Below are 25,481 nucleotides of genomic sequence, written 5' to 3' on the forward strand. Positions count from 1 at the left end.
CCAGACCAATATATGCTGGGGTGCGTGAGAGGCGCCGGAGATTTCGTGATCATGGGCGGCCGGGTCGCCGCCCCGGACCGTGTACTCGATGACGGCTGGGTAGCCGTCTCCGACGGGCGGATCGCCGGCGTGGGTTCCGGGAACCCGCCGTCGGGCGAACACGTCGACGTCGGCGGGGCATTGGTCGTGCCAGGGTTCGTCGACACCCACTGCCACGGCGGGGGAGGTGCTTCGTTCACCTCCCTCGATCCGGAGGAGCTCCTGACGGCGGTGCGAGCGCACCGCCGTCACGGCACCACGACCATGCTCGCCAGCCTGGTCTCCGACCCGGTCGACATCCTGCGTGACCAGGTGGCCGCGCTGCGTGAAATCGTCCAGGACGGCGAGGTCGCGGGCATCCACCTGGAGGGGCCGTTCATCTCGAAGGCCCGCTGCGGGGCGCACGACCCGGAGACGCTGCTCGAACCGGACACCGGGACGGTCGAGAAGCTCCTGCGCGCGGGCCAGGGCGCGATCCGGATGGTCACCATCGCCCCCGAGCTGCACGGCGGCGTCAAGGCCGTCCGGCAGCTCGCCGAATCGGGCGTCATCGCCGCCATCGGGCACACCGACGGCGTCGAGGAGCAGCTGCTGCCGGCCATCGACGCGGGTGCTTCCGTGGCGACGCACCTGTTCAACGGCATGCGGCCGCTGCACCACCGCGAGCCGGGCCCGGTCGGGGCCCTGCTCGACGACGAGCGCATCACGATCGAGCTCATCTGCGACCTGGTCCACCTGCACCCGACGGTGGTCCGGCTGGCCGCGAAGCACGCGGGCCGCAACCGCACGGTGCTGATCACGGACGCGATGTCGGCGACCGACGCCGCCGACGGCCGCTACACGCTGGGCCGCCTCGAGGTGGACGTCCACGACGGCGTCGCGACGCTCGCGGACAACGGCTCGCTGGCCGGCAGCACCCTGACGATGGACACCGCCTTCCGCAATCTGGTCCGGGGTGCGAAACTCGGCATCCTCGACGCGGTGCACGCGACGTCGCAACGGCCCGCCGAGCTGCTCGGCATCGCCGATCACACCGGCATGCTGTGCCAGGGGTACGTGGCCGACATCGTGGTCCTCGACCAGGACCTGCGGCCCGCGAAGGTGCTGCGCCGGGGTGAGTGGGTCGCCGAGGTGGGTACGGCTACCTTGAGTACCTGATACGGACGAGCGAATTGGGCGGAGATGAGCGAGCCGAAGGACCCCGAGCAGTTGCTGGCGGACGCCCTTCGCGCGCAGGCGGTCTTCGCCCCTTCGGCGTCCCCGGCGCCGGCTCGCACCCCCGAGCCGGGCACGGACGCCGTCCCGACCAGCGCGATCAACGAGCTGCCGTCGGCGTACGGGCTGCTGTCCGGGGCGAGCGCGGACTCGCTGGAGCGCGAGCGCGCGGCACTGGACCCGGTCGCCGAAGCCCCGACGGCCTACACGCCGCCGCCGCCACCGCGCCCGTCGGCGCAGCTGCCCGCGTACTGGATCCTGCTGCTGGCGGTGCTGCTGGGCCTGGCCGCGGGGTCCGTGGTGGGCTTGCTCACGCTGGTCTGACCGGGTCTCAGTAACGACTCAGGGTGACCCTGTACCGTTTTTGAGGTGATTCTCGCCCAGAGCACGGTCAACACGATGTCGCTGCTGCCGTCATGGCTGGACCCGCAGCACCTGCTGAGCGGTCTGACAGTGCCGGTCATCGCGGTGCTGTGCCTGATCATCTTCATCGAGAGCAGCATCTTCCCGGTGCTGCCCGGTGACTCCCTGCTGTTCACGGCCGGGCTGTTCATCGCGAACAAGACCTTGCACGCCCCGCTGTGGCTGGTGTGCGTGCTGGTGACGGTCGCGGCGCTGCTCGGCAACGTGGTCGGGTACTACATCGGCTACTTCGCCGGACCCAAGCTGTTCAACCGGCCGGACTCGAAGATCTTCAAGCAGGAGTACGTCGACAAGACGCACGAGTTCCTGGAGAAGCACGGTCCCAAGGCGGTGGTCCTGGCCCGGTTCGTGCCGTTCGTCCGGACGTTCATCACGTGGATCGCGGGCATCGGCCGCATGGACCCGAAGCGCTACTTCACGTACACGGTGATCGGCGGCATCCTGTGGGCCGCGGGCATCACGGTGCTGGGCTCGCTGCTCGGCGGAGTGCCGTTCATCGCGAACAACGTCGACGCGATCTTCGTGCTCATCGTGCTGGTGTCGGTGGTGCCGATCGCGCTGGAGTACCTGAAGGCGCGGCGCGAGAAGAAGAACGCCGGCGTCGAGACCGATCCCGAGGTCACCCAGCGCATCCCGCGGGTGCGGGACTGAGGTTTTGCTCCACGGGAAGGGCCCCACCGGTCGGCGGTGGGGCCCTTTTGTCGGACCCTCGCGGTAACGTGAAAACAGGGGTCCCCCGGGAGGGGACCCCTGTCGGCGTGGTTCAGGTCATCGAGAACATCGAGCCCGGGTTGAACAGGTTCTCCGGGTCCAGCGCCGCCTTGATCTGCCGGTGCACCCGCATCCCCACCGGCCCGATCTCGCGCTCCAGCCACTCCCGCTTGATCTTCCCGACCCCGTGCTCACCGGTCACCGTCCCGCCCAGGGACAGCCCGACCTCGAGGATCGCGTCGAACGCCTTCTGCGCGCGGGCGAACTCGTCCGGGTCGTCGGGCTGGTAGACGATCGTCGGGTGCATGTTGCCGTCGCCCGCGTGGCCCACCACCGCGATGCGCAGGCCGACCTCCGCGCTGATCTTCTCGCAGCCGCGGATCAGCTCCGCGATGCGCGTGCGCGGGACGCACACGTCGTCGGTCAGCCACAGGCCGTACGTCTCCAGCGCCGTCAGCACCACCCGGCGGGCCTGCAGCAGCATCCGGCCCTCTTCGAGGTCCTCGGTCGTGTACGCCAGGTCCGCGCCGCAGTCGGTGCAGATCTGCTCGATCGCCGCCAGCTCGCGGCGGGCCACCTCGCCGCCCGCGTCCGACTGGCCCAGCAGCAGCGCCTGGCAGTCCGAGCCCGCGCCCAGGTCCGTCTTCAGGTACGTCTCGGACGCCTTGATCGACGACGCGTCCATGATCTCCAGCAGTGACGGCACCAGGCCTTCCCGCACGATCCGCGCCACCGCCTCGCCCGCGGCCTCGGTCGTCGTGAAGCCCGCGACGAGCGTCGCCGGGGCCTGGGGCAGCGGCTTCAGCTGGACCGTCGCCTGCGTGATGACGCCCAGCGTGCCTTCGCTGCCCACGAACAGCCGGGCCAGGTCGTACCCGGCCACGCCCTTCACCGTCCGCCGGCCGGTCTTGAGCAGGGAGCCGTCGGCCAGGACGACCTCGAGGCCGAGCACCGAGTCCGTCGTGACGCCGTACTTCACGCAACAGAGCCCGCCGGCGTTCGTCGACAGGTTGCCGCCGATCGTGCACCAGTCGTAGCTCGACGGGTCCGGCGGGTAGAACAGCCCGTGCTTCTCGACGGCGTTGCGGAAATCGAGGTTGACGACGCCCGGCTGCACGACGGCCAGCCGGTTGCCCGGGTCGATCTCGACGATCTCGTTCAGCTTGGTCAGCGACAGCGTCACGCAGCCGTCGATGGCGTTCGCGGCGCCGGAGAGGCCACTGCCCGCCCCGCGCGGCACGATCGGCACCCCGGCCTCGGCACAGGCCTTGACGACGGCCTGCACCTCCTCGACGTTCGCCGGCAGCGCCACCGCGAGGGGCCGGCCGGACGGCGCCAGCGGCATCATGTCGCGCGCGTAGGACGCGGTGACGTCGGTGTCGGTGAGCACGGCGCTCTTGCCGATCAGGTCGCGGAGCCGGGTGACCAAAGCTTCGTCGCTCATGGCCTCATCGTAAGCCCGGCTAGTCCGCACTGCGGAACTTCTATTTCAAAACCGCCCCTACCGGACCAGTCCCAGCAGCTTGTCGACGTGCACCCGCAGCAGCACGCGCTGGTCGCTGACCATCGCGTCGCGGTACTCGTCCCAGTCGGGGTGCTCGCCGGCCGCCCGGCGGTAGTAGTCGACGAGTGCCTCGACCGTCTCGTCGTCCCGTGACGCCGCCGGCGGGGTGAGCGACGCCTGCCCCTCGGCGACGACGTAGCTCCAGCCGTCCTCGCTGCCCACGTGGTAGGTGACGCGGGGATCGCGGCGCATGTTCTTCGTCTTCGCCCGCGTCTCGGTGATCGACGCGATGATCGTGCCCGACTCCGCGTCGTACAGGTGCGTGATCGTGGACAGCTGGGGCCGCCCGTCGCGGCGGATCGTGGCCAGGACGCCGTGGCGGTGCGTGGCGAGGAAGTCCTTCAGCGCTGTGTCGTCGGTCATACCCCTTTCAACCCCGGATGGCCCGCTTTGTTCCGGCCCCGGGCGGGTATCCGGCTCACTCGAAAGTGCTGATCAGCCCCACATAGCGCAACAAAAAGGACGAACGGGGGCGCGGAAATCTGCTTGCATTGGGCAACTAAAGTGTGTTGTGACACATCGGGCAGCTCATGGCTTGCACAACTGTCCGTGAAGGCACATCCTTGCCGTAGGCAACTAGTTGCAGCCGCCAACCAACGCCTCGCCCGCGTGAAGGATCCAGCATGGCACCGAACAGCTCCGCCACCCGGCCCACGGCCGAACTCGACCTCGCCGACCAGCTCGGCCACGAGCTCGTGCGCCTGGTCCGCCTGATCAACAAGGCGAAGTCGCAGGTGTCCAAGCAGGGTCCCGACGGGATCGAGCGGGCGGCCTACGCGATCCTCTTCACCCTCATCCACGAGGGCCCGCAACGCACCAGCCGGCTCGCCGAGTCGCTCCACTCCGAGATCTCCACGATCAGCCGGCAGTCGAGCTCCCTGGTGCAGCACGGCCTGGTCGAGCGCCAGGCCGACCCCGAAGACGGGCGGGCCTGCCTCCTCGCGCCGACGGCCGAGGGCATGCGGGTGTTCGAAGAGAACCGCAAGCAGCGCAACCACTGGCTGGCCGAAGTGCTCGGGGACTGGACGGACGGGGAAATCCAGACCCTCAACCGGCTCTTCGGCCGGCTCAACACAGGTATCGAGAACCACTCTCCACAGCTGGCCGACGCCCAGGCGTCCGCCGGTGCACCGGCCAAGGGGGCCAACGCATGAGCACCACCACCGAAGCGGCTCCGGTCGAGGTGAAGGAACCACCTCGGCTGAGCCACCGCCAGATCGTCACGATCTTGAGCGGCCTGATGTGCGGCATGTTCCTCGCCGCGCTGGACCAGACGATCGTCGGCACGTCGATCGTCAAGATCGCCAACGACCTGCACGGCTTCGACCTGCAGGCGTGGGCGACCACGGCGTACCTGATCACCTCGACGATCGTCACGCCGATCTACGGCAAGCTCTCCGACATCTACGGCCGCAAGCCGTTCTACCTGGCCGCGATCGGCATCTTCGTCGCCGGCTCCGCCGCGTCGACCTTCTCGACGTCGATGTACGAGCTGGCCGCGTTCCGCGCGGTGCAGGGCCTCGGCGCCGGCGGTCTGATGTCGCTGGCCATGACCATCCTCGGCGACATCGTGCCGCCGCGTGAACGCGCGAAGTACCAGGGTTACATCCTGGCCGTGTTCGGCCTGTCGACCGTGCTCGGCCCGGTGCTCGGCGGCTTCTTCGCCGGCATCGACAACCTGGCCGGCCTGCACGGCTGGCGCTGGGTCTTCCTGATCAACGTCCCGATCGGCATCATCGCGCTGTTCGTCGTGGCCAAGGTCCTGAACGTGCCGCACCAGCGCCACGAGCACAAGATCGACTGGTGGGGCGCGCTGACGCTGGTCGTCGCGGTCGTGCCGTTCCTGATCGTCGCCGAGCAGGGCCAGAAGTGGGGCTGGGGGGACGGCAAGGCCATCCTCTGCTACGTCGTGGGTGGCGTCGGCGTCATCGCGTTCATCCTGGTCGAGAAGCTGATGAAGGACGCCGCGCTGATCCCGCTGCGGCTGTTCAAGAACTCGACGTTCACCGTGGCGATCATCGGCGGCATCATCGTCGGTGTCGCGATGTTCGGCGCGATCACGATGATCCCGCAGTTCATGCAGGTCGTGCAGGGCTACACGCCGACCGAGTCCGGGCTGCTGATGTTGCCGCTGATGGCGGGCATCATGACCAGCTCGATCGTGTCGGGCCGGCTCACCGGGAAGACCGGGCGCTACAAGATCTTCCCGATCGTCGGCACGATCCTGATCGCCGGTGGCGCGTTCTTCTTCGCGCAGGTCAAGTACGACTCGCCGCTGTGGCACCCGCTGGTCGCGGCCGCCATCATCGGTCTCGGCCTCGGCCAGTGCATGCAGACGCTGATCATCGCGGTGCAGAACGCGGGCCCGCGCAGCGACATGGGCGTCTCGACCGCGTCGGCGACGTTCTTCCGCCAGATCGGTGGTACCGCCGGTGTCGCGATCTTCCTGACGGTCCTGTTCAACACCCTGCTCCCGAACATCACCAAGGCGTTCGGCGGCAAGCTGCCCGCCGGCGCCGGCGCCGGCATCGGCAACCTGTCCGAGAACACCAGCAACATCCAGAGCCTGCCCGAGGCGATCCGGACCCCGGTGCTGATCGGCTTCACCGAGTCGATCACCACGGTCTTCTACATCGCGGGCGCGGTGGCGCTGCTGGCCACGGTCGTGCTGCTGTTCATGAAGGAGATCCCGCTGACCAACGCGGCCCCGGCCGCGGCGGCCATGGAGGGCGGCGAGGCGCTGCTCGAGGCGGACGAGCACGACTTCACCGACGAGCCCACCGAGATCGTCGAGCCGGTCACGCCGGTCGACCGCGAGCCGGCCCTGGTCGGCGGCGGGAAGCACGCACTGAGCACCAACGGGCACGGCGACTACCAGGCCGTGTCGGGCGCGTTGCCGATGGCGGTCACCAACTCCGTCGCGAACGCCGAGCTGGACACCCCCGTCGGAGCGGGCGGCGTGCCCGTGACCGGGCACGTCCGGCGCCAGGACGGCACGCACGTTTCGGGTGCCGCGCTCACGCTGATCGACCAGCGCGGCCGCCAGGTCGCGCGGGCCACCGGCGCCGCGGACGGCAGCTACTCGGTGCCCAGCCAGGGCCCGGGCGCGTACGTGCTCATCGTGTCGGCCCACGGCCACCAGCCGCAGGCGTCCAGCGTCGTGATCAGCAACGGGCCGGCGACGGTCGACGTCACGCTGACCGGCTCCGGTGAGCTGACCGGCACCGTGCGGGCGGCCGTGACCGGCTCCCCGCTGGCGAACGTGACCGTGACGCTGACCGACGGCCGGGGCGAGGTGAACGGCGCGTTCATCACGACCGCGGACGGCACGTACGCCTTCGTCGGGGTCGGCGCCGGGGCGTACACCCTGGTCGCGAGCGGCAACGGCTACCGGCCCGTCGCGGTGACGCTGACCGTGCCGGACAGCGGCGTGCTGCGCCACGACGTCGAGCTGTCCAGTTCGGTGCAGCTCGGCGGCGTCGCGCGGACCGAAGGCGACCGGGTCGTCCCGGACGCGCGGATCACCGTGCTCGACGCCGAAGGCAACGTCGCGGCCGTGGCCCGGACCGACAGCGAAGGCCGCTACCTGGTCAGCGACCTGCCCGCGGGCGCGTACACCGTGGTCGCGAGCGGCTACCCGCCGGCGACCAGCCAGGTGGAGCTCACCGGCGGCGAAGCGGGCCACGACGTCCGCCTGAGCTACGACCAGGCCCTCGACGAGCTGGTCGACCGGTCATGACCGGCCTGCGCGCGACCTTCCGCACGGCCGAGGGCTGGGCGGTGGAGCACGCGGTGCTGACCGTCACCGACCCGGCCGGGCGGCAGGTCGCCCGGCAGGCGGCCGACGTCCGCGGGGAGGTCGTCACCGACGCCCTCCCGGCGGGCACCTACACCGCGGTCGTCACGGCGGCCGGCTACACGCCGATCGCCCGGATGACGCAGGTCGCCTCGGACGGCTCCGGCTCGCTCGGCGACGTCGTGCTGGCCCCGGTCGCCGAGGCGATCGACCTGCCGCCCGCCGGGCCGTGGGTGATCGACCCGATGCACTCGTCGGTGGTCGCGACCGCCCGGCACCTGGGCATCGCGAGCATCAAGGCGCGGTTCCCGGACGTGTCCGGCCGGATCGAGATCGGCCGCCCGGCCGAGCGGTCGTCGGTGCACGCCGAGATCAAGGCGGCGACCATCGACACCGGCATCCGGATGCGCGACGACCACTTGCGCTCGGCGGACTTCCTCGACGTCGACGTGCACCCGGTGATCACGTTCACGAGCACGGGGCTGCGCCAGCGTGGCGTCGACTCGTGGACGCTGCTGGGCGAGCTGACGCTGCACGGCGAGCGCCGCGAGATCGAGCTGGAGCTGAGCTACGGCGGCTGGGGCCCGGACCCGTGGGGTGGCGTGCGCGTCGCGTTCCACGCCGAGACGACCTTGCACCGGAACGACTTCGCGATCAACTACAGCGCGATGGTCCGGGCCGGGGTGGCGGCGGTCGGCACGACCGTGAAGGTCGAGCTGGACATCGAAGCGGTGCAAGGCGAATCGCTGCCGCAGTTCTGAGGTTTTCGGTCAACGAAGGCCCTCTCACCGCTGGTGAGGGGGCCTTCACCGTTCGTGGATCCTGAATATCCCGGTGCGTTCGATTCGACCGTTCGCCGTGGCCCGTTCACCTGGGCCACGTAGGCTCCGGGTGTGAACGTCGTGAGCATCGAGGCCGCGGGCGTCGGCGTGAGCTGGCTGGACACCGCGGGGCCCCTGCTCGTCTGGGTGATCGTGCTGAGCTTCGTGCTGGTGGAGTGCGCACTGATCGTCGGGCTGTTCCTGCCCGGTGACTCGCTGCTGTTCGGCGCCGGCGTGGTGCTGGCCCAGCACGGTTCGGACGCCAACGCGTGGTTGCTGTCGGGCGCCGCGTTGATCGTGGCGGTGCTCGGCAACCAGATCGGTTACTACATCGGCCGCGGCAGTGGCACGAAGCTGATCGCCCGCCGCGACGGCAAGGTGCTGAACCGGCACAACCTGGACCGCGCGCAGCGGTTCTTGGACCGCAGGGGTTTCTTCGCGATCGTGGCGGCCCGGTGGATCCCGTGGATCCGCACGCTGGCCCCGCTGATCGCGGGCGCGGCCCGGATGGACCCCCGCCGCTTCATGGCGGCGACGGCCTTGGGCGGCCTGCTGTGGGTGCCGACGCTGGTGCTGCTCGGGTACTACGGCGCGGGACTGCTGGACGCGCTGCCGTGGCTGAAGACGGCGGCGTTGTGGGTGAGCATCGCGTTCTTCGTCTTCGGCACCGGGTACGGGGTGCTGCGGTACCGGCAGGAGATGCGCCGCCCGGTCGACGAGACGGACGACGCGCGCGCCTGAGTGGCGCGTGGTGGGTGTCCGGCCCGGATGCTTTGTCTGACCTTTCGCCCTGAACAAGTGGTTCACGGCTTCACCGGGGCGGGAAGCCCGCATCGAGTGGTGCCCAGGCCGAAGTCGCTCGCGATGACGCGGCTCGGCCGAATGTTTGAAAGATCCATCCGGCCACAACACGTCCTGAGCGAGTCGTTTCACGACATAACCAGGCGGGAAGCCCGCATCGGGCGGAACGGCAAGGCTCGAAGAGCGGCCGACTTGCAGCACCTCAGCGAGCGGCGCCCGGGCCGAAGTCGAGCCGAGACGGACGACGCGCGCGCCTGAGCCTCAGACCTGCGGGTCGGCCCAGATCTCCAGCTGGATGCCGTCCGGGTCGCGGAACACCAGGACGTGCGAGCCCTCGAAGGTCCTCGACGGCGCCGCCGGCAGGTACGAGACGCCGAACTCCGCGAGCCGGCTCTCCCAGTCGGCCAGCTCGGCCGTCGTCTGGACTCGGAACGCGACGTGGTCGAGGCCGGTTCTGCGCTCGTCGAAGCCGCGTCTGCCGGTGTCCGCGTGCTGGACCAGCACCACGGAGAACTCGTCCCCGGCGGACCGGAGCACGACCTTGCGCAGACCCGTGTCCGGCTCTTCGCGCCGGGTGACCTCCTCGAGGTCGAGGACGCGGACGTACCAGGGCACGCTGCGGTCCACATCGGTCACGGTGAGCGCCAGGTGGTGCACGGACATGAGTTTCGCCATGGCTTTCGAAGCCGTCCTTTCGCGTGGCGGCTCCCCAGAGTTGCACAGCGTTCGCCTGCCGAAACCAGGGTGACCAATTCCCCGGTCAATCGTGATCTCGCCGTCTCCGCGCGTCTCAGCAGGCGGACACCGGTGACCGAAGGTCATTCACGAATATCGGAGAGTATCCGATCGGTCACCGGCCGCCACCGGCTTCCAGCACCGCGCCCGTCGTGAACGACGACGCCGGTGACAGCAGGAACAGCACCGCCTCGGCGATCTCCGCCGGCTCACCGGGCCGGCCCATCGGGATCGACGGCGCGAGCCGGTCGAGCCGGTCCGGCAGGCCGGCGGCGTCGTGCAGGCCGGTCCGGATCATGCCCGGCCGCACCGCGTTGACCCGCACGCCCTCGCCACCGACCTCCTGCGCGAGCCCGAAGGTCAGCGTGTCGACGGCGGCCTTCGACGCGGCGTAGTGCACCCACTCGCCGGCGGACCCGGTGCGCGCGGCCGTCGAGGAGACGTTCACGATCGCGCCGCCCGCGCCGCCGTAGCGCGTCGACATGCGGAGCACCGCCTCGCGGCAGCACAGGAACACCCCGGTCACGTTCACGTCGAGCGTGCGCCGGACGACCTCGACGTCGTAGGCGTCGAGCCGCCCGGGCGTGTTGCCGGTGACGGCCGCGTTGTTGACCAGCGCGGTCACCGGCCCCAGCTCGGCGGCCGCGTCGAACAGCGCGCGGACGTCCTCTTCGACCGAGACGTCCGCACGCACCGACACCGCCTGCCGCCCGTGCTCCCGGACCCGGGCGGCAACGTCTTCCGCGGGCACGGGATCACCGGAGTAGTTCACGACGACGTCGTAGCCACGCGACGCGGCCAGCTCGCAGATGGCGGCGCCGATGCCCCGGCTGCCACCGGTGACGATCAGGACACCGTTCATGGCTCAATTCAACCAGCCTGCCACCGACCGTTAACGCCATCGTGTCGATCAGCGACTCGCCAGGGGGAGCCTGCGATCGACATGATCAAGGCAGGTGTAACCTCGTGCGATCTTGCCCACGGTGACCCGGATCACCGCCAGCACATGCTGGAGAAGTTCGATCAAAATCGGAGAACGTGCACCATGACTAAGCTCGGCGGGGAGAGCGGCAACTAGGTCAGCGTGACCTTGCCGCGGACGGGCACTGGCCGCAACCAGTGCCCGCTCCTACTTGAGCTGCAGCAACATCCCGACTTGTTTGTTGAGCGGCACGTCAACCCCTTCGAAGACGAACTCCTTTCGCCCCTTGTCCGTACGGGCGATCAACGAGAACCGCGGGTCCGACGCATCGAACCCGATGGGCGAGTAGTGCGCGTCGAAACCCTTTGGCAGAACGACGACGTAGGACGCGTAGTCGACCGGCAAAGCCTTGGTGAAGTTGAAGAAGAACGAATCGGTCTTTCGTGACATGAGCGGCAGCGACTTCCCGGGCCAGCGCCAGGAGATCTGCAGTCTCAGCTTCGTTCCCGACGGAACAGGTCGATGCAGGTGGTAGATGACGTCAAGCCTGCCGTCGGAGTCCCAGGTCTTGGTGACTTCCGAGTCCGGCACCCGGTCGCCGTTGTCCTGCAGAAGGTGGAGGTCGACCTTGGCCTTCTTCCAGTATTTCGGCGGTTGCTGCCAGCCCGCGCGGAACTTGAACTGCAGGAAGTAGATGGCCTTCCGCACGGTCACCAGCTCGACGACCACCTCACCGTCGGTGTCGCCGTTCTCGGCGACGACTGCCAGTTCTTCCCAGCTTGCGACCCGGTAGGGAATTTTGGGGTGCCCCGCAATGAACTTGCAGTAACGCGCCAGTAGCTGCCGGTAGGTTTGAGCCTCTTGCTTGAGGGCGATCCGATCGCGGAGCAACACCAAGGCGAAGATCAGCGCCAGCACGACGGCCAGCGCGAGCACTCCGGCCTTGATCATGGGGACGCCGGGAATGGCGGCCAACGCGATCGAGAAACCCATGATCGCGAAGATCGACCGGACCGTCGCCGCCGTCCCCTTGGCCAACAGTTGCTCGTCAAACCACTGGATCAGACCTTTCAGCATCAGCCGGAGCCTTCCCTCGAGCAGCTTCGACATCCCTACTGTGCTCCGAGGGTAAGCACACAGTTGACTATCCGTAAATGGGTGGCCTCCGACGGTGAACTATTCGAGATCCACAGGTTATTCGGTCAATAGATCACCGGATGACGATCAGGACGCTCACAGCGCGAAGTTGACCAGCGGCAGGTTCTCCAGCACCAGGTCCGCGCGGTCCCGCGTCTGCGAGATCAGGTCGGCGTTGCGCTGGTCGGAGCCGAGCGCGCGCTGCCGCGCCTCGACCAGTGACCGGCCGTAGCGGCGGTGGCGCGACACCAGGCGTTCGATGCGCTCGGGCTCGTCCGGCGCGAGGAACCAGGCCTCGGTGAGCAGCGGGCGGATGCCGCTCCACGGGTCGTCCGGCAGCAGCAGGTAGTTGCCCTCGGTGATCACCAGCTGGACCTCCGGCGGCACCGCCACCGCGCCGGCGATCGGCTCCTCGATCTCGCGGCGGAACTCCGGCGCGTAGACCGTCTCGCGGCCTTCGGCGAGCCGGCGGATCAGGTGGTAGTACCCGGCCGCGTCGAACGTGTCCGGCGCGCCCTTGCGCTCGGTGCGCTCCAGCCGGCGCAGCTCGACCTGCGCGAGGTGGAAGCCGTCCATCCCGACCACGGCCGCGCGCGAGCCCAGCGCGTTGGCGATCGCCCAGGCCAGCGTGGTCTTGCCGGACGCCGGTGCGCCGATGATGCCCAGCACGTTGCGCTGCCCGCGCACGGTCAGGCCCTCGGCCCGGGCCAGCAGGTCGTCGAACGCCGTCATGTCCTGTTCCTTCCTGCGATCGCGGTCGTCCACGACCGCGGTCCCACCTGCCGCACCCGTTCGGCGGCCACCTCGTTGGCGAAGCGAATCCGGTCCGTCACCGTCGGTTCGCGCGTCACGGCCACGGCGAGCGCGCCGTGCCAGACGTCGCCCGCACCTAGTGTGTCTCGCGCTTCGACGCTCGCGACAGGCACCTCACCCGAGCTGCCGTCCGCTGTGGACCACCGCACCGGGCCGGGCCCGTCGGTGGTGATGACGGTGGGCACGCCGCGCTCGTGCAGGCCCGGCTCCGGCGCGTGGAAGTGCGCGGAGCAGGCAGCGATATCGACCAGCGGCAGCAACTCGTCGAACACGGGCTTCCAGCTCCCGGCGTCGAGCACCACCGGCGCCTCGGTCCCCCTCGCGACAGCCAGCGCAAGCTCCGGATAGTGCCCATCAAGCAAAACGACATCGGCTGCCAAAAGCGGCACTTTCCCTATGAAAGTGCGGTCCTGGGCGTTGCGGGCGACGACGGTGCGTTCGCCGTCTCGGTCGCGGACCGCCACCGCGCTGACCGGGGGCGGGTCGGGCAGGTCGGGGGCGAGGTCGATCAAATGGACGCCGTGGGCTTCGAGGTCGGCTCGGGCGAGGGCCGCCAGCGGGTGTGCGCCGAGGACGGTCAGCAGGGTCGCTTCGGCGCCGAGCGCGGCCGCCGTCACCGCGGCGTTCGTCGCGGGCCCCCCGGCCGCGACGTCCACCCGCAGCGACTGGACCTTCTCGCCCGGCGCCGGCAGCTCGTCGACCCGCTGGACGACGTCCACAGTGCACAGTCCCGCCAGCAGCACCTTCACTTCAAGCCGGCCACGTGGGTCGCGCCGGCTTCTTCGACTTCGCCGTTCTCGTTGAGCCGCAACGCACCCGTGAGCAGGCCGACGACCTGGTTCATCGAGTGCGTCTTCGGAGACACGACCGCGACGCGCTTGCCGAGGCGGTGCACGTGGATGCGGTCGGCGATGTCGAACACGTGCGGCATGTTGTGGCTGATCAGCACCACCGGCAGGCCGCGGTCGCGGATCCGGCCGATGAGGTCGAGCACCTTGCCGGACTCGGCGACGCCGAGCGCGGCGGTGGGCTCGTCCATGATCACGGCCTTGGTGCCGAACGCCGCGGCCCGCGCGACGGCGACACCTTGGCGCTGCCCGCCGGAGAGCGTTTCGACGGGCTGGGTGATCGACTTGATGTTGATGCCCAGCTCGTCGAGGATCCGCTGCGCCTCCGACCGCATGGTCGCGGTGTCGAGCTTGCGGAACAGCCCGAACGGGCCCTTGAGCCGCTTTTCCCGGCCCAGGAACATGTTCGACGCGATGTCGAGCGCGGGTGCGACGGCGAGGTCCTGGTACACCGTCTCGATGCCGTAGTGGCGAGCGTCCAAAGGGGATCGCAAGTGGACGGTCTTGCCGTCCACTTTGATCTCCCCTTCGTCGGGGATCACCGCGCCCGAAAGGGCTTTGATGAGGGACGACTTCCCGGCGCCGTTGTCGCCGACCACGGCGAGCACTTCGCCGGGCAGCAGGTCGAAGTCGGCGCCGTCGATGGCGGTCACCCGGCCGTAGCGTTTCACCAGCCCGCGGGCCTGGAGGATCGGTTCGGTCATGACTGCTGCTGCCTCCTCGCGATCCGGTCCACCACGACGGCGGCGATCAGCAGGGCGCCGGTGGCGAGGTCCTGGTAGTTGCCGTCGACGTTCATCTGCGTGAGGCCCGACCGCAGCACCGCCACGACCAGCGCGCCCATCAGCGTCCCGAGCACCGAACCGCGGCCGCCGAAGAGGCTCGTCCCGCCGAGGACGACGGCGGTGATCGAGTCGAGGTTGCCGAGCTGGAACTGGTTCGGGTCGGCGTTCGGCGTCCGGCCGAGTGCCTGCCAGGCCGCGATGCCGAAGGTCAGCCCGGCCACGATGTACACCGACAGGACCGTGCGGTTGACCTTGATGCCGGACAGCCGCGCGGACTCCGGTGCGTTGCCGACCGCGTAGACGTGCTTGCCCCACGCGGTTTTCGTCAGCGCGTACCAGACGCCGAGGTACATCAGCAGCGCCAGCGTCATGCCGTAGGTGATCGGGATGCCGCCGAAGAGGTAGCGCTTGGTGCCGAGCCACTGCAGCAGCCCGTCGGTCACCGGCACGGCCTGGCCGCCCGCGATCAGCTTCGACACCGCGGTCAGCATGGTGAACGTGCCGAGCGTGATGATGAACGCCGGCAGCTTGATCCGGGTGGCGAGCCCGCCGATGAAGATGCCGACGATGATCGTCAGCACCACGCCGGCGAGCAGCGCGACGAAGCCGTTCGTCCCCGCCGCGGCGAGCTTCGCCATGATCAGCGTCGCGACGACCATCGACGACGCGTTGGACAGGTCGATGCCCGCGATGAGGATGACGAGCGTCTGTCCCAACGCGAGTGTTCCGACGACCAGCGACTGCTGGACCACTGTGGACAGGTTGTCGAGGTCGAAGAACGTGTCCGTCGCGAGCGAGAACACCACGATCGCGACGACCAGCGCGAGCGCCGGGCCGACCGCCGGCGCGCGGAGGAGGAAGTCGCCGAGGGATTCGCGTTCCTTGGTTGCCACCGCAGTTGTCACTTCGCGCCTCCCCAGCAGTTCTGCAGGCCCCACGCGGAATCGTGGCTTTCGATCCCCGGCAGCGGCTTGTCGGTGATCACGGCGGACCCGGTGTTCACGAAGCCGGACGGCTTCTTGCCGGTCTTCGCGTACTCGACGGCGGCGAGCACGCCCTGCTCCGCCATCTTCTTCGGGAACTGCATGACGGTGGCGGCGAACTGGCCGTTCTTGACGTTCTGGACGCCTTCGCAGCCGCCGTCGATCGAGCCCATCACGATCTGGCCGGTGAGCCCGCGGGCGTTCAGCGCCGCGTACGCGCCGCGGCCCATCGGCTCGTTCATCGAGTAGACGGCGTTGATGTCGGTGCTGCGCTGCAGCAGGTTCTCCATGCCCTGCTGGGCGAGGCTCTGGTCGCCGTTGGCCGCGGTGTGGCCCTTGATCTCCGGCGAGCCGTCGGTGAGCCCGATGCCCTTGAGGAAGCCGCCGTGGCGCTGGGTGTCGACCGAGCTGCCGGCGGTCCCGTCGACCATCAGGAGCTTGGGCGGGACGCCCTTGAGCGCGGCTTTCACGTAGGTGCCCTGCTGCTGGCCGGCCGCGAAGTTGTCGGTGGCGAAGGTCGCGTCGACGGCGTCCGGCGGTTCGGTGGCGGTGTCGAGGGCGATGACCAGGATGCCGGCGTCACGCGCGTCCTTGATCGCCTTGAGCACACCGGTCGACGAGCTGGGCGTGATGAGGATGGTGTTCGCGCCCTGCTGGACCAGGTTCTCGATGGCGCGGACCTGGCCGTCGTTGTCACCGTCGAACTGGCCGGCGAGCGCGCTGAAGTCGGCGCCGTTGGCCTGCGCGGTCGCTCTCGCGGAGTCGCGCAACGCGACGAAGTAGGGGTTCGTGTCGGTCTTGGTGACCAGGCCGACCTTGGCCTTGCCGCTCCCGCCGGTGTTGGTGTTGCCGCCCCAGTGGCGTTCGACCGTGCAGCCGGTCGTCGCGGCGAGGACGGCGGCCAGCACGACGGCGGTGAGACTTCGCTGTCTCATGGGTGCCCACCCTTTGTTCAATGACTCAGTCGTGTCGAAGCTTGCCGATGGACCGGAAGGTAGACAGACTGCACTGTTGACGCAAGCGTTTGCGCAAACGCTTGCCGGAAAGGATTGGCATGCCCCAGCCGAGATCATCGCGGCCGACCCAGCGGGACATCGCCGAGCTCGCCGGCGTCTCGATCACGACGGTTTCCCACGTCGTGAACGGGACGCGCGCCGTCGCCGAGGACACCAAGGCGGCCGTGCTGCGGGCGATCGAAACGACCGGCTACACCGGCGACGCGATCGCGCGCTCGCTGGTGACCGGCGGGACCCGCTCGATCGGGATGGCGATCTCGCTGGTCGCGAACCCGTACTTCGCGACGCTGATGCAGGCGATCGAGCGGGAGGCGTCGGCGCACGGGTACACCGTCCTGCTGGCCGACACGCACGACACCGCGGACACGGAGCGTGACACGGTGCGAGCGCTGCGCTCGCGGCGCGTCGACGGCCTCCTGATCACCCCGGCGCCCGGCGACGGCCCGGTGATCGGCGAGCTCGTGTCCCTGGACGTGCCGACGGTGCTGATCGACCGGCTGACCACCCGCGGCGACGTCGACCAGGTGGGCACGGAGAACATCCAGGCGACGTCGGCGCTGACCGCGCACCTGGCGACGCTCGGGCACCGGCGGGTCGGGATGATCAGCGGCGCGCCCGGGTTGTCGACGAGCGAGGAGCGGGTGCTGGGCTACCGGCTGGGGCTCGGCCGGTCCGGGCTGACCTGGTCGGCCGAGCTCGTGGCCTGCGGGAACTCGTCGCACGAGGGTGGCGCGCTGGCGTTGAGCCAGCTGCTGGCGCTGCCCGAGCCGCCGACGGCGCTGGTGGTCGGCAACGACAGCATGATGGTCGGGGTGCTGCACGAGGCGCGGCGGCGCGGGTTGAAGATCGGCCGCGACCTGCCGGTGGTGGTCTACGACGACGTCGAGTGGGCGGATCTCGTGGATCCCCCGCTGACGACGATGGCTCAGCCGATCGAGGAGATCGGCCGGCAGGCGGTGCGGCTGCTGCTGGCGCGGATCAACGATCCGGGCAGGAAGGCCGAAACCGTACGGCTGGCACCCACTCTGCGTCACCGCGAGTCGTGCGGCTGCCCTTCGGTTCACTCACATCAGTGATTCTGGAGTTTTCCCGGCACGGCGTGGAGGTTCAGCGGCTACCTTTCGGCTGAGCGTCTGCGAGGGCTTATGACCGCACTTTCGCCGGAGCTCCGGTTGTGGGACCCCCCGGTCACCTACCGGATCGGCGTCGCGATGGGTACGCACGCGAACCCTTATTCGGGTGAGCTGCTGCGCTCGATCAGGGCGGCCGCGGCGCAGGCGGGGTGCGACGTCACGCTGGCCGACACGGGAGACACGGTCAGTGAAGAGGCGGCGCTGGTGCGTGCGCTGCGGGCCGACATGGTGGACGGCGTGCTGCTGGTCCCGTCGCCGGGTGACGAAGCGGTGATCAACGGCCTGGTCCGGATGGGTGTCCCGACGGTGCTGGTCGACCGCGTCGCGGCCCGCAACGACGTCGACCAGGTGGGCACGGAGAACGTGCACGCGGTGGCGTCGCTGGTCCGCCACCTGACGGAGCGCCGCCACCGCAAGATCGGCTTGATTTCGGGCGACGAGGGCCTGGAGACGAGCCGCGAGCGCGTCCGCGGCTACCGGCTGGGCTTGGAGCAGGCGGGGCTGCGTTTCAACCGCGAGCTGATGGAGTCGGGCCTGTCGAACCCGGGCGGAGCGGCCCGCGCGGCGGCCAAGCTCCTGGACGGCTGGCCCTCCCCGACGGCCCTGGTGGTGGCGGACGAGTCGATGCTGGTGGGCGTCCAGTACGAGGCCCACCGCCGCGGCATCCGCATCGGGTCCGAGCTGGCGGTGGTCGGGTACGGCGACATGGATTGGGCGCGCCGCGTGAGCCCGGCGGTGACGACGGTGGCCCAGCCGGTGGCGGACATGGGGCACCGGGCGGTGCAGTTGCTGCTGTCCCGGATCTCGGACCCGGACCGGCCGGCGGAGTCGGTGTCGCTGGCGCCGCGGTTCCTGCACGGCGCGTCCTGCGGGTGCTGAACTGGTGGGGTGCTCCTCCACACCGGGCAACTTCCGCCTGACCTGCTGACCTCGACCCGCACCCTGCTGGAGTCGGTCTTCGACGACTTCGACCTGCCCGGCTGGCACAACACCCTGGGCGGCATGCACGCCCTGACCTTCGACGGTCCGCACCTGGTCGGCCACGCGGCACTCGTCCAACGCCGTCTTCTCCACGACGGCCGCGTGCTGAACACGGGGTACGTGGAAGGCGTCGCGGTCCACCCGGCGTATCGACGGCGCGGCATCGCGGGAGCGCTGATGGGCTCGCTGGAGGAGTTGCTGCGCGGGTACGACGTGGGCGCGTTGAGCGCGTCGTCCGACGGCGCGCCGATGTACGCGAGCCGGGGGTGGCAGGTGTGGCGCGGGCCGACTTTCGCGCTGACACCGGGTGGCGTTCGGCGGACAGCGGACGAGGACGGCGGCATTTACGTGTTCCCGGGGCGGGAGCCGCTCGATCTGGACGGCGAGTTAGTCGCCGACTGGCGGGCCGGCGAAGTCTGGTGACGATTCGGCCCGCCGGCGACCGAGGTGCCTACGCAGACCGAAATTGGCGTACACCTTGTTGAGCGTCACCTCGTTGATCAGCACCAGCACCAGCACTGGCAACACCAACTTCCGCGAACGCCTACACGCGGAACAGTCCGTTATTCATTCCTCAACGTCGCCGCGGCTTCCAGCAGCATCCAGCCGCCCACCTGGACCGACATGTCCCGCTCCGGGGCATCCACCGGCAACGGCCAAGGCGCCGGCCGGTCCCAAAACGCGCTGAACACCGGCCCGGGTGCCGCGCCGGACCAGCATGCCTCTGCCGACTTCAGCACCAGCTCGCGGGCCGTGGACGCTTCCGGGCCGGGCAACACCCGCGCCGCCAACGCCAGGTACCGTGCCAGGATCGCCGCGAACAGGCCGCCGTCTCCGCCGCTCTGGCCGACGATCACCCCTCCCGGCGCGCAATGTGAAGCAACCGCCCGCACCGTCCGCGCCGCAGCGTCCATTGAGGACAGTTCCAGACAGGCCCCGAGATAAACACCCTGGCAGTACGTATAAATGTGCTTGACGATCTCCCCGGTATCCGTCCGAATACCATCCCAGACAAGTCCGGACGCGGGATCGACCAAAGTGGACGTCATCCACGAAGTCATCTCCCCAGCGCGGGCGAGGTTCCCCGACCGCGCGTGAAAAATCGCCGCCGGGCCGTTCGCGGGAGCGTTCTTGAACTCGTCGCCGCGGCGCCACCAGATTCCGCCGCCCGCCGCGGACGTCCAGCCCGACAGGAGCTGAGTGTCGATCGCCGCCAAAGCGGGACCGACGTCGATGCCCAACGACGAAACCCGTTGCAGTGCAAGGCCCAGCCACGCGATGTCGTCGTAATAATCGTTCGTCCAGCGGCCGAAGTTGCGCAGCCGCACCGAACGCACGAACGAACGGATCAACGCCAGCCGGGACGCTGAAGGCGCACGCAGCTGCGCGTCCACCAGCGTGTCCAGCAGGTGGGCCTGCCACCAGTAGTTCCAGTGCCAGTGCAGCCGCTGGCCCACCGACGGCGGCCAGCCGCTGCGGCCGAGGACCGTGCCGGGGAGGGCCCACACCCGTCGCAGGTGGCGCGAGGTCACCGCGTGTTCCGCGGCCGAGACGTCCATGACGCAATCGTGCCTTGCCCATCGACATACCGCTCGGTATGTTCGGGTGCCATGACGACGGCCCACGTGACCTGCCCGCTGTGTGAAGCCACCTGCGGCCTGGAAGTGACGCTGGACGCGAACCAGCAGGTCACACGGGTCAAGGGCGACGACAACGACGTCTTCTCCCGGGGCTACATCTGCCCCAAGGGCGCGTCGCTCGGCGCGCTGCACCACGATCCCGACCGGCTGACCGCGCCGCTGCTCAAGCGCGACGGCGAGTTCGTCGAGGTCAGCTGGCAGGAAGCCTACGACGAAATCGACCGCCGCCTCCCGCCGATCCTCGAGGAGCACGGCCGGGACGCCGTCGCCGTCTACGCGGGTAACCCCGGTGTGCACAACATCGCGCTCACGCTCTACGGCCGCGTCCTCTACAAAGCCTTGGGCACCAAGAACTTCTACAGCGCGACGTCGGTCGACCAGCTGCCGAAGCACTACTCGTCCGGGACCATGTTCGGCGACCCGCTCGCCATCCCCGTGCCCGACCTCGACCGCACGCGGCACCTGCTTATCCTCGGCGCCAACCCGCTCGTCTCGAACGGCAGCCTGATGACCGCGCCGGACATCCGCGGCCGGCTGCGCGGGATCCGCGAGCGCGGCGGCAAGATCGTCGTCGTCGACCCGCGGCGCACGCGCACCGCGCAGTTCGCCGACGAACACCACGCCATCCGGCCCGGCACGGACGCGCTGCTGCTGTTCGCCCTGGTCAACGTCCTGTTCGCGGAGAACCGGGCCCGACCGCGAAAGCTCGAAGCACACCTCAACGGCCTCGACGACGTCCGCGAGCTGGCCAGGCCGTTCACGCCCGAAGCCGTCGCCCAGCGCACCGGAATCGACGCCGACGAGATCCGCCGGCTCGCGCGAGAGCTGGCCGAAGCGGACAACGCCGTCGTCTACGGCCGGATCGGCACCACCACCCAGACGTTCGGCACGGTCGCGAGCTGGCTCGTCGACGTCCTCAACGTGCTGACCGGCAACCTCGACGAGCCGGGCGGCGCGATGTTCCCGCTGGCCGCGTGCCAGCCGACCGGCAACCGGCGGCCCTTCGCCGTCGGACGCTGGCACAGCCGGGTGCGCGGGCTGCCGGAGGTCGTGGGCGAACTGCCGGTCGCGACGCTCGCCGACGAGATCGAAACCCCGGGCGACGGCCAGGTCCGCGCGCTGATCACCGTCAGCGGCAACCCGTGCCTGAGCACGCCGAACGCGGGCCGGCTGAGCGAAGCCCTGAAGGGCCTCGACTTCATGATCTCCGTCGACGTCTACCTCAACGAGACGTCGCGCCAGGCGGACGTCATCCTGCCCGGCCCGTCGCCGCTCGAGCGCCCGCACTTCGACCTGGCCTTCTACCAGCTGTCGGTCCGCAACGTGGCCAACTGGACACCCGCGACACTGCCGTCGAAGCTGCCGCAGGAGTGGGAGACCATGCTGCGGCTCACCGGCATCGTCACCGGTCAGGGCCCCGAGGCGGACGTCGAAGCACTCGACGACTTCGTCGCCGCCGACGTCGCGCGCCGCGCCAAGCTCGAGGTCACCCGCGACCGCACCGGCCCGGCGCGGCTGGTCGACCTGATGCTGCGGGCCGGCCCGTACGACGTCACGCTGGCCGACCTCGAAGCCGCGCCGCACGGGATGGACTTCGGGCCGCTGAAGCCGCGGATCCCCGAGGTGCTGTGCACGGCGTCCGGCCGGATCGAGCTGGCGCCGGCGACGATCGTCGCCGATGTCCCGCGCCTGCGCGAAGAGCTCGCCAAGCCCGAGGACGACGGCCTGGTGCTGATCGGCCGCCGGCACCTCAGCTCGAACAACTCGTGGATGCACAACCTGAAACCGCTGGTCCGCGGCGGAAACCGCTGCACGGTCCTGATCCACCCGGCCGACGCGACGCGCCTGGGCCTGACCGACGGCGCGCTGGCGTCGGTGACGTCCCGCGCGGGCAAGCTGGAGGTCCCGGTGGAGGTGACGGACGAGGTCCGCCCGGGTGTGGTCAGCATCCCGCACGGCTGGGGCCACGACGCCGACGGTTCGCGGACGCGGGTGGCGCGGGCGAACCCGGGGGTGAACTCGAACCTGGTCGCCGACGAGACCCTGCTCGACGTGCCGTCCGGGACCACGGTGCTGAACGGGATCCCGGTCGAGGTCGCCCCGGTGTAGCTACCAGGCCGTCGACAGGTCGGCGTGCTGCCGGATCCAGGCGTGCATGACGATCCCCGCCGCGACGCCCGCGTTGATCGACCGGGTCGTCCCGAACTGGGCGATCGACACCGTCAGCGCCGCCGCGTCCCGCGTGCCCGCCGACAACCCCGGCCCTTCCTGGCCGAACACCAGCACGCACGAACGCGGCAGCGACGCCGTCTCGACCGGCTCGGACCCCGGCGTGTTGTCCACCGCGACCACCGCCAGGTTCTGCGAAGCCGCGAACGCGACCAACCCGGACACGTCGTCGTGGTGGCGGAGGTGCTGGTAGCGATCGGTCACCATGGCGCCGCGGCGGTTCCAGCGGCGGCGGCCGACGATGTGCACTTCCGCCGCCGCGAACGCGTTCGCCGTGCGGACCACCGTGCCGATGTTGTGGTCGTGCTGGAAGTTCTCGATCGCGACGTGGAACGGGTGCCGCCGGGAGTCCACATCGGACACGATCGCCTCGCGCCGCCAGTAGCGGTACGCGTCCACGACGTTGCGGCGGTCCCCTTCGCGCAGGAGGTCCGGGTCGTACCGTTCGTCGGCCGGCCACTCACCCGGCCAAGGGCCGACGCCGACCTCTTCGCGGCTCACCCACTCGGTGGGTCCGACGTCGTGCGATGCGCTCACCCGGACGATTGTCGCCTAGCCGAGGCGGACCCGGTGCGTCCGGGCGTCTTCGCTGTGGTCGCGGTGGCGCCAGCGGTGGTACACGCCGACGTAGGAGTAGACGACCACCGCGATCGCGACGACGCCGATCACCGGCAGCCACGCCCGCGGGAACACCGTGTCGTACAGGTAGTAGGCGTTGAACCCGCCGGGCAGGTCGCCGAGGCCCTGCTGGTGGCGGAAGTAGTTCTCCAGCGCGGTGAACGGGCACGGCACGGGCGCGACGTTGACGAGCACACCCCAGGCGACACCCAGCATGTGGACGAAGATCAGCTTCGGCCAGCGCCACGCGAGGAACCCGCCGAACCCGATGAGGAGCAGGGCCAGAATGTGTACTGCGACGGTCACTTCGGCCAGGAACTTCGCCATCGCACTCCCCCTTCACCGTCCCCCTACCAGCGACTTTACTCCGCTGATCGGGTTCGGCCGCCCTTCCGAGTGCCCGGCTGTGTGATGTTTAACCCAGCGGAGCAACCCATTCACCCCGGCGGTGACGGAAGCGTCACGCGCGGTGGAAGCTCAGGCGAACGCCGCGCCGTCGAGGTCGGTGACGACCAGCCGGAGCGGGCACCGCTCCCACACCGTCCCCGCCAGCACCGGCCGCACCAGCTCGGCCGCCCGCTCCAGCAGCGGCGGGAGCGGCAGCCGGGTCGCGATCAGCCGGACCTGCACCAGCTCCGGTGACAGGTCGACCGCCGCGGCCGCCGACAACCAGGTCGCCGGGCGGAGGCCGTCCAACGCGGTCAGGGCGCCGACGATCTTCTCGGCGGCTTCCTCGGCCGTCACCGGGCCTCGATGTCCAGGATGGACACCGAAACGTCGGTGACGACCAGGCCGGTCTGCTCGGCGACCGCCCGGCCGACGGCGCGCTGCACCGCCCGGCCCACCGCCGCCGCCTGGTCGGCCGCCGACGTCACCAGGTCGACCTCGACGCTCAGCCGGCCGTCGGCCGTGCGCACCCGGACGCCGTCGGCCGGGGCCGGGTCGAGGCCCTTCCAGCGCTGGCGGGCCGCACGCGTCCACGCCGTCACCAGGCCACGCAGCCCCGGTTCGAGCCGCACCACGCCCGGCGTCTCGATCGCCGCCCGGGCCGCCACGCTGGCGATCACCGGATCGGCGATGACGTAGTCCACGCTCATTCCCCTGGCTCCCCCGCCGTGTCTTCGTCGTAGATGTCGTCCACCAGCAGGTCGAGCTTCGCCAGCGTCAGCCCCACCCGGGCGGCGGCCGCCGCGGTCACCCGCTCCCGCACCAACGCCAACGCTTCACCGCCGGTGACGTTCCGCAGACTCACCGCGAGGGTGAGTTCCACTTCGACGACTCCGTCGGCGCCCGTCCGCACCCGGCAACGCCGCGCCCGGACGCCGTCGACCGTGTCCGCCGCGTACCGCAGCACGGCCGCCACCGCCTGCTCGCTGATCTCGACGAACCCGGGTTCCGGGGTCGGCAGGGACACCATCGAGCCACGCCGCACCTCGGCCCGCACCGCGGACATGATCCGGCCGAACAAGGCCGGCGGCACGTCCTCCTCGGCCACCAGTTCCGCGGTCGCCTCGCGCAGCGCCAGCAGGCTCTCGCGCGCGGCCCGGCAGTGGGGGCAGGTCAGCTCGTGCTCGTCGGCCTGCCCGGCGCCGACCGCGTCGAGCCGCTCCCACACCTGCTCGACGTCACGTTCGCAGGGCAGCTCGTAGTCCGTCATCGCCATGGCTTCATCACCTCCGCCAGCTGGGCTCGGGCCCGCGCGATCCGGCCGCGGACCGCGGTCGCGTTCGCGCCGACGACTTCGCCGATCTCGTCGTAGGACCGGCCGTGCACTTCACGCAGCAGCCAGCACGCTCTCTGCTCCGGGGTCAGCTGCGCCAGCGCCGCGTTCAACGCCGCGAGCTGCTCGCTCACCTGCGCGGCCCGCTCCGGCTGGAGGTCCACCCGCGGCGACTCGGCGGTGTCGAGGTCGACGTCCGCCTGGGGTTTCCGGGCGCGGATCGCGTTGAGACAGCGGTTCGTGGTGGCCCGGTAGAGCCAGCCGACGAACGCCGCGTCGTCGGTGAGCTGCGCGAGCTTGCGCCAGGCGTTGAGGAAGACCTCCTGCACGACGTCCTCGGCGTCGCCGCGGTGCGCGAGCATCTTCACGGCGAGCCGGAACATCGGGCCCTGGTAGCGCAGCACGAGCTGCTCGTACGCCCGGACGTCCCCGTCCCGGGCACGACTGACGAGGGTCGCGTCGTCAAGCGGTGTGGCAGCGGTCGTCACGGCACCTCCTCGGCAGGAGGACACCGGCGGGCGGAAAACGTCACGGAGTGATTGTGGGTGAGC

28 protein-coding genes are annotated in these 25,481 nt (G+C 69.9%); 11 read left to right on the forward strand and 17 right to left on the reverse strand.

The genetic code is table 11. The features are described from left to right. The first annotated feature begins 45 nt into the window (after positions 1-45). Genes nagA through M8542_RS29820 form a run of 3 tightly spaced genes read left to right on the forward strand, consistent with a single transcriptional unit; the run spans position 46 to position 2,328 of the window. Positions 46-1,197, forward strand: a complete 1,152-nt coding sequence (nagA, locus tag M8542_RS29810) for an N-acetylglucosamine-6-phosphate deacetylase (protein WP_257923716.1) — start codon at positions 46-48, stop codon at positions 1,195-1,197. 24 nt (positions 1,198-1,221) lie between these two features. Continuing rightward, positions 1,222-1,578 carry a hypothetical protein gene (locus M8542_RS29815; protein ID WP_257923586.1) on the forward strand — a complete coding sequence of 119 codons (357 nt, stop codon included), beginning with the start codon at positions 1,222-1,224 and terminating at the stop codon, positions 1,576-1,578. A 45-nt stretch (positions 1,579-1,623) separates the two neighbouring features. Then, positions 1,624-2,328, forward strand: a complete 705-nt coding sequence (locus M8542_RS29820) for a DedA family protein (protein WP_257923587.1) — start codon at positions 1,624-1,626, stop codon at positions 2,326-2,328. 112 nt (positions 2,329-2,440) lie between these two features. Here the strand turns inward: M8542_RS29820 and M8542_RS29825 are convergent, their stop codons facing one another. After that, a complete protein-coding gene (locus M8542_RS29825; protein ID WP_257923588.1) occupies positions 2,441-3,832 on the reverse strand; it encodes an FAD-binding oxidoreductase in 1,392 nt (463 codons plus the stop codon). Between the two features lie 57 nt (positions 3,833-3,889). Further along, on the reverse strand, positions 3,890-4,315 hold the full coding sequence (locus M8542_RS29830) for a PPOX class F420-dependent oxidoreductase (RefSeq protein WP_257923589.1): 426 nt from the start codon (positions 4,313-4,315) through the stop codon (positions 3,890-3,892). Between the two features lie 260 nt (positions 4,316-4,575). Here M8542_RS29830 and M8542_RS29835 point away from each other — a divergent pair, with 260 nt between their 5' ends. From M8542_RS29835 to M8542_RS29850, 4 genes are all read left to right on the forward strand, one after another. Continuing rightward, positions 4,576-5,106 (forward strand): MarR family winged helix-turn-helix transcriptional regulator, encoded by a 531-nt coding sequence (locus tag M8542_RS29835; protein ID WP_257923590.1) that lies wholly within the window; start codon positions 4,576-4,578, stop codon positions 5,104-5,106. Next, complete coding sequence (locus M8542_RS29840) at positions 5,103-7,691, forward strand: MFS transporter (protein WP_257923591.1); 2,589 nt, start codon at positions 5,103-5,105, stop codon at positions 7,689-7,691. Before M8542_RS29835 ends, M8542_RS29840 begins: the two co-directional genes overlap by 4 nt. After that, complete coding sequence (locus tag M8542_RS29845; protein ID WP_257923592.1) at positions 7,688-8,509, forward strand: YceI family protein; 822 nt, start codon at positions 7,688-7,690, stop codon at positions 8,507-8,509. Before M8542_RS29840 ends, M8542_RS29845 begins: the two co-directional genes overlap by 4 nt. A 132-nt stretch (positions 8,510-8,641) precedes the next feature. Continuing rightward, entirely contained in the window at positions 8,642-9,310 is a 669-nt protein-coding gene (locus M8542_RS29850; RefSeq protein WP_257923593.1) for a DedA family protein, read from the forward strand. 321 nt (positions 9,311-9,631) lie between these two features. On the opposite strand, the gene M8542_RS29855 is transcribed toward M8542_RS29850, so the two are convergent. The 8 genes from M8542_RS29855 to M8542_RS29890 all read right to left on the reverse strand — a co-directional run bounded on the left by M8542_RS29855 (position 9,632) and on the right by M8542_RS29890 (position 16,528). Then, positions 9,632-10,045, reverse strand: coding sequence for a VOC family protein (locus tag M8542_RS29855; RefSeq protein ID WP_257923594.1), 414 nt, complete (start codon positions 10,043-10,045; stop codon positions 9,632-9,634). A gap of 175 nt (positions 10,046-10,220) precedes the next feature. Then, the gene (locus tag M8542_RS29860; protein ID WP_257923595.1) at positions 10,221-10,967 is read right to left on the reverse strand and encodes an SDR family oxidoreductase; all 747 of its coding nucleotides are present in this window, start codon (positions 10,965-10,967) and stop codon (positions 10,221-10,223) included. Positions 10,968-11,234: 267 nt separating this feature from the next. Beyond that, the gene (locus M8542_RS29865) at positions 11,235-12,137 is read right to left on the reverse strand and encodes a hypothetical protein (RefSeq protein ID WP_257923596.1); all 903 of its coding nucleotides are present in this window, start codon (positions 12,135-12,137) and stop codon (positions 11,235-11,237) included. A 123-nt stretch (positions 12,138-12,260) separates the two neighbouring features. Continuing rightward, positions 12,261-12,896: a nucleoside/nucleotide kinase family protein gene (locus M8542_RS29870; RefSeq protein WP_257923597.1), complete on the reverse strand. Its 636-nt coding sequence runs from the start codon at positions 12,894-12,896 to the stop codon at positions 12,261-12,263. After that, positions 12,893-13,720: a PfkB family carbohydrate kinase gene (locus M8542_RS29875; protein WP_257923717.1), complete on the reverse strand. Its 828-nt coding sequence runs from the start codon at positions 13,718-13,720 to the stop codon at positions 12,893-12,895. Before M8542_RS29875 ends, M8542_RS29870 begins: the two co-directional genes overlap by 4 nt. A 2-nt stretch (positions 13,721-13,722) precedes the next feature. Continuing rightward, positions 13,723-14,529 carry an ATP-binding cassette domain-containing protein gene (locus M8542_RS29880; RefSeq protein ID WP_257923598.1) on the reverse strand — a complete coding sequence of 269 codons (807 nt, stop codon included), beginning with the start codon at positions 14,527-14,529 and terminating at the stop codon, positions 13,723-13,725. Continuing rightward, positions 14,526-15,503 (reverse strand): ABC transporter permease, encoded by a 978-nt coding sequence (locus M8542_RS29885; protein ID WP_372508641.1) that lies wholly within the window; start codon positions 15,501-15,503, stop codon positions 14,526-14,528. Before M8542_RS29885 ends, M8542_RS29880 begins: the two co-directional genes overlap by 4 nt. An 8-nt stretch (positions 15,504-15,511) precedes the next feature. Continuing rightward, positions 15,512-16,528, reverse strand: a complete 1,017-nt coding sequence (locus M8542_RS29890; RefSeq protein WP_257923600.1) for a substrate-binding domain-containing protein — start codon at positions 16,526-16,528, stop codon at positions 15,512-15,514. A 119-nt stretch (positions 16,529-16,647) separates the two neighbouring features. Between M8542_RS29890 and M8542_RS29895 the strand changes: the two genes are divergently transcribed. From M8542_RS29895 to M8542_RS29905, 3 genes are all read left to right on the forward strand, one after another. Then, positions 16,648-17,685, forward strand: a complete 1,038-nt coding sequence (locus M8542_RS29895; protein WP_257923601.1) for a LacI family DNA-binding transcriptional regulator — start codon at positions 16,648-16,650, stop codon at positions 17,683-17,685. A 69-nt stretch (positions 17,686-17,754) separates the two neighbouring features. Next, positions 17,755-18,621: a LacI family DNA-binding transcriptional regulator gene (locus M8542_RS29900; RefSeq protein WP_257923602.1), complete on the forward strand. Its 867-nt coding sequence runs from the start codon at positions 17,755-17,757 to the stop codon at positions 18,619-18,621. A gap of 9 nt (positions 18,622-18,630) precedes the next feature. Then, positions 18,631-19,146: a GNAT family N-acetyltransferase gene (locus M8542_RS29905; RefSeq protein WP_257923603.1), complete on the forward strand. Its 516-nt coding sequence runs from the start codon at positions 18,631-18,633 to the stop codon at positions 19,144-19,146. Positions 19,147-19,286: 140 nt separating this feature from the next. Here the strand turns inward: M8542_RS29905 and M8542_RS29910 are convergent, their stop codons facing one another. Further along, positions 19,287-20,282: a glycoside hydrolase family 76 protein gene (locus M8542_RS29910; RefSeq protein ID WP_257923604.1), complete on the reverse strand. Its 996-nt coding sequence runs from the start codon at positions 20,280-20,282 to the stop codon at positions 19,287-19,289. A 51-nt stretch (positions 20,283-20,333) separates the two neighbouring features. On the opposite strand from M8542_RS29910, the gene M8542_RS29915 reads away from it, so the two are divergent. Further along, complete coding sequence (locus M8542_RS29915; protein WP_257923605.1) at positions 20,334-22,472, forward strand: molybdopterin oxidoreductase family protein; 2,139 nt, start codon at positions 20,334-20,336, stop codon at positions 22,470-22,472. Here M8542_RS29915 and M8542_RS29920 read toward each other — a convergent pair whose 3' ends face one another. From M8542_RS29920 to M8542_RS29945, 6 genes are all read right to left on the reverse strand, one after another. Then, the gene (locus M8542_RS29920) at positions 22,473-23,129 is read right to left on the reverse strand and encodes a TrmH family RNA methyltransferase (RefSeq protein WP_257923606.1); all 657 of its coding nucleotides are present in this window, start codon (positions 23,127-23,129) and stop codon (positions 22,473-22,475) included. A gap of 15 nt (positions 23,130-23,144) precedes the next feature. Beyond that, a complete protein-coding gene (locus tag M8542_RS29925) occupies positions 23,145-23,537 on the reverse strand; it encodes a DUF2784 domain-containing protein (RefSeq protein WP_257923607.1) in 393 nt (130 codons plus the stop codon). 150 nt (positions 23,538-23,687) lie between these two features. Beyond that, positions 23,688-23,954, reverse strand: a complete 267-nt coding sequence (locus M8542_RS29930; protein WP_257923608.1) for a hypothetical protein — start codon at positions 23,952-23,954, stop codon at positions 23,688-23,690. Further along, on the reverse strand, positions 23,951-24,307 hold the full coding sequence (locus M8542_RS29935; RefSeq protein WP_257923609.1) for an Asp23/Gls24 family envelope stress response protein: 357 nt from the start codon (positions 24,305-24,307) through the stop codon (positions 23,951-23,953). Before M8542_RS29935 ends, M8542_RS29930 begins: the two co-directional genes overlap by 4 nt. After that, positions 24,304-24,873, reverse strand: a complete 570-nt coding sequence (locus M8542_RS29940) for an Asp23/Gls24 family envelope stress response protein (RefSeq protein WP_257923610.1) — start codon at positions 24,871-24,873, stop codon at positions 24,304-24,306. The genes M8542_RS29935 and M8542_RS29940 overlap by 4 nt, the downstream gene beginning before the upstream one ends. Continuing rightward, complete coding sequence (locus tag M8542_RS29945; protein ID WP_257923611.1) at positions 24,864-25,418, reverse strand: RNA polymerase sigma factor; 555 nt, start codon at positions 25,416-25,418, stop codon at positions 24,864-24,866. The genes M8542_RS29940 and M8542_RS29945 overlap by 10 nt, the downstream gene beginning before the upstream one ends. Positions 25,419-25,481: the final 63 nt, after the last annotated feature.

Origin of the sequence: Amycolatopsis iheyensis (assembly GCF_024703995.1) — a bacterium.
GTDB lineage: Bacteria > Actinomycetota > Actinomycetes > Mycobacteriales > Pseudonocardiaceae > Amycolatopsis > Amycolatopsis iheyensis.

Bases quoted from the DNA above. Each gene is read 5' to 3' on its own strand.
- M8542_RS29815 (WP_257923586.1), top strand. From the start codon at position 1,222: ATGAGCGAGCCGAAGGACCCCGAGCAGTTGCTGGCGGACGCCCTTCGC.
- M8542_RS29825 (WP_257923588.1), bottom strand. From the start codon at position 3,832: ATGAGCGACGAAGCTTTGGTCACCCGGCTCCGCGACCTGATCGGCAAG.
- M8542_RS29830 (WP_257923589.1), bottom strand. From the start codon at position 4,315: ATGACCGACGACACAGCGCTGAAGGACTTCCTCGCCACGCACCGCCAC.
- M8542_RS29835 (WP_257923590.1), top strand. From the start codon at position 4,576: ATGGCACCGAACAGCTCCGCCACCCGGCCCACGGCCGAACTCGACCTC.
- M8542_RS29840 (WP_257923591.1), top strand. From the start codon at position 5,103: ATGAGCACCACCACCGAAGCGGCTCCGGTCGAGGTGAAGGAACCACCT.
- M8542_RS29845 (WP_257923592.1), top strand. From the start codon at position 7,688: ATGACCGGCCTGCGCGCGACCTTCCGCACGGCCGAGGGCTGGGCGGTG.
- M8542_RS29855 (WP_257923594.1), bottom strand. From the start codon at position 10,045: ATGGCGAAACTCATGTCCGTGCACCACCTGGCGCTCACCGTGACCGAT.
- M8542_RS29860 (WP_257923595.1), bottom strand. From the start codon at position 10,967: ATGAACGGTGTCCTGATCGTCACCGGTGGCAGCCGGGGCATCGGCGCC.
- M8542_RS29865 (WP_257923596.1), bottom strand. From the start codon at position 12,137: ATGTCGAAGCTGCTCGAGGGAAGGCTCCGGCTGATGCTGAAAGGTCTG.
- M8542_RS29870 (WP_257923597.1), bottom strand. From the start codon at position 12,896: ATGACGGCGTTCGACGACCTGCTGGCCCGGGCCGAGGGCCTGACCGTG.
- M8542_RS29880 (WP_257923598.1), bottom strand. From the start codon at position 14,529: ATGACCGAACCGATCCTCCAGGCCCGCGGGCTGGTGAAACGCTACGGC.
- M8542_RS29890 (WP_257923600.1), bottom strand. From the start codon at position 16,528: ATGAGACAGCGAAGTCTCACCGCCGTCGTGCTGGCCGCCGTCCTCGCC.
- M8542_RS29895 (WP_257923601.1), top strand. From the start codon at position 16,648: ATGCCCCAGCCGAGATCATCGCGGCCGACCCAGCGGGACATCGCCGAG.
- M8542_RS29900 (WP_257923602.1), top strand. From the start codon at position 17,755: ATGACCGCACTTTCGCCGGAGCTCCGGTTGTGGGACCCCCCGGTCACC.
- M8542_RS29910 (WP_257923604.1), bottom strand. From the start codon at position 20,282: ATGGACGTCTCGGCCGCGGAACACGCGGTGACCTCGCGCCACCTGCGA.
- M8542_RS29915 (WP_257923605.1), top strand. From the start codon at position 20,334: ATGACGACGGCCCACGTGACCTGCCCGCTGTGTGAAGCCACCTGCGGC.
- M8542_RS29925 (WP_257923607.1), bottom strand. From the start codon at position 23,537: ATGGCGAAGTTCCTGGCCGAAGTGACCGTCGCAGTACACATTCTGGCC.
- M8542_RS29935 (WP_257923609.1), bottom strand. From the start codon at position 24,307: ATGAGCGTGGACTACGTCATCGCCGATCCGGTGATCGCCAGCGTGGCG.
- M8542_RS29940 (WP_257923610.1), bottom strand. From the start codon at position 24,873: ATGGCGATGACGGACTACGAGCTGCCCTGCGAACGTGACGTCGAGCAG.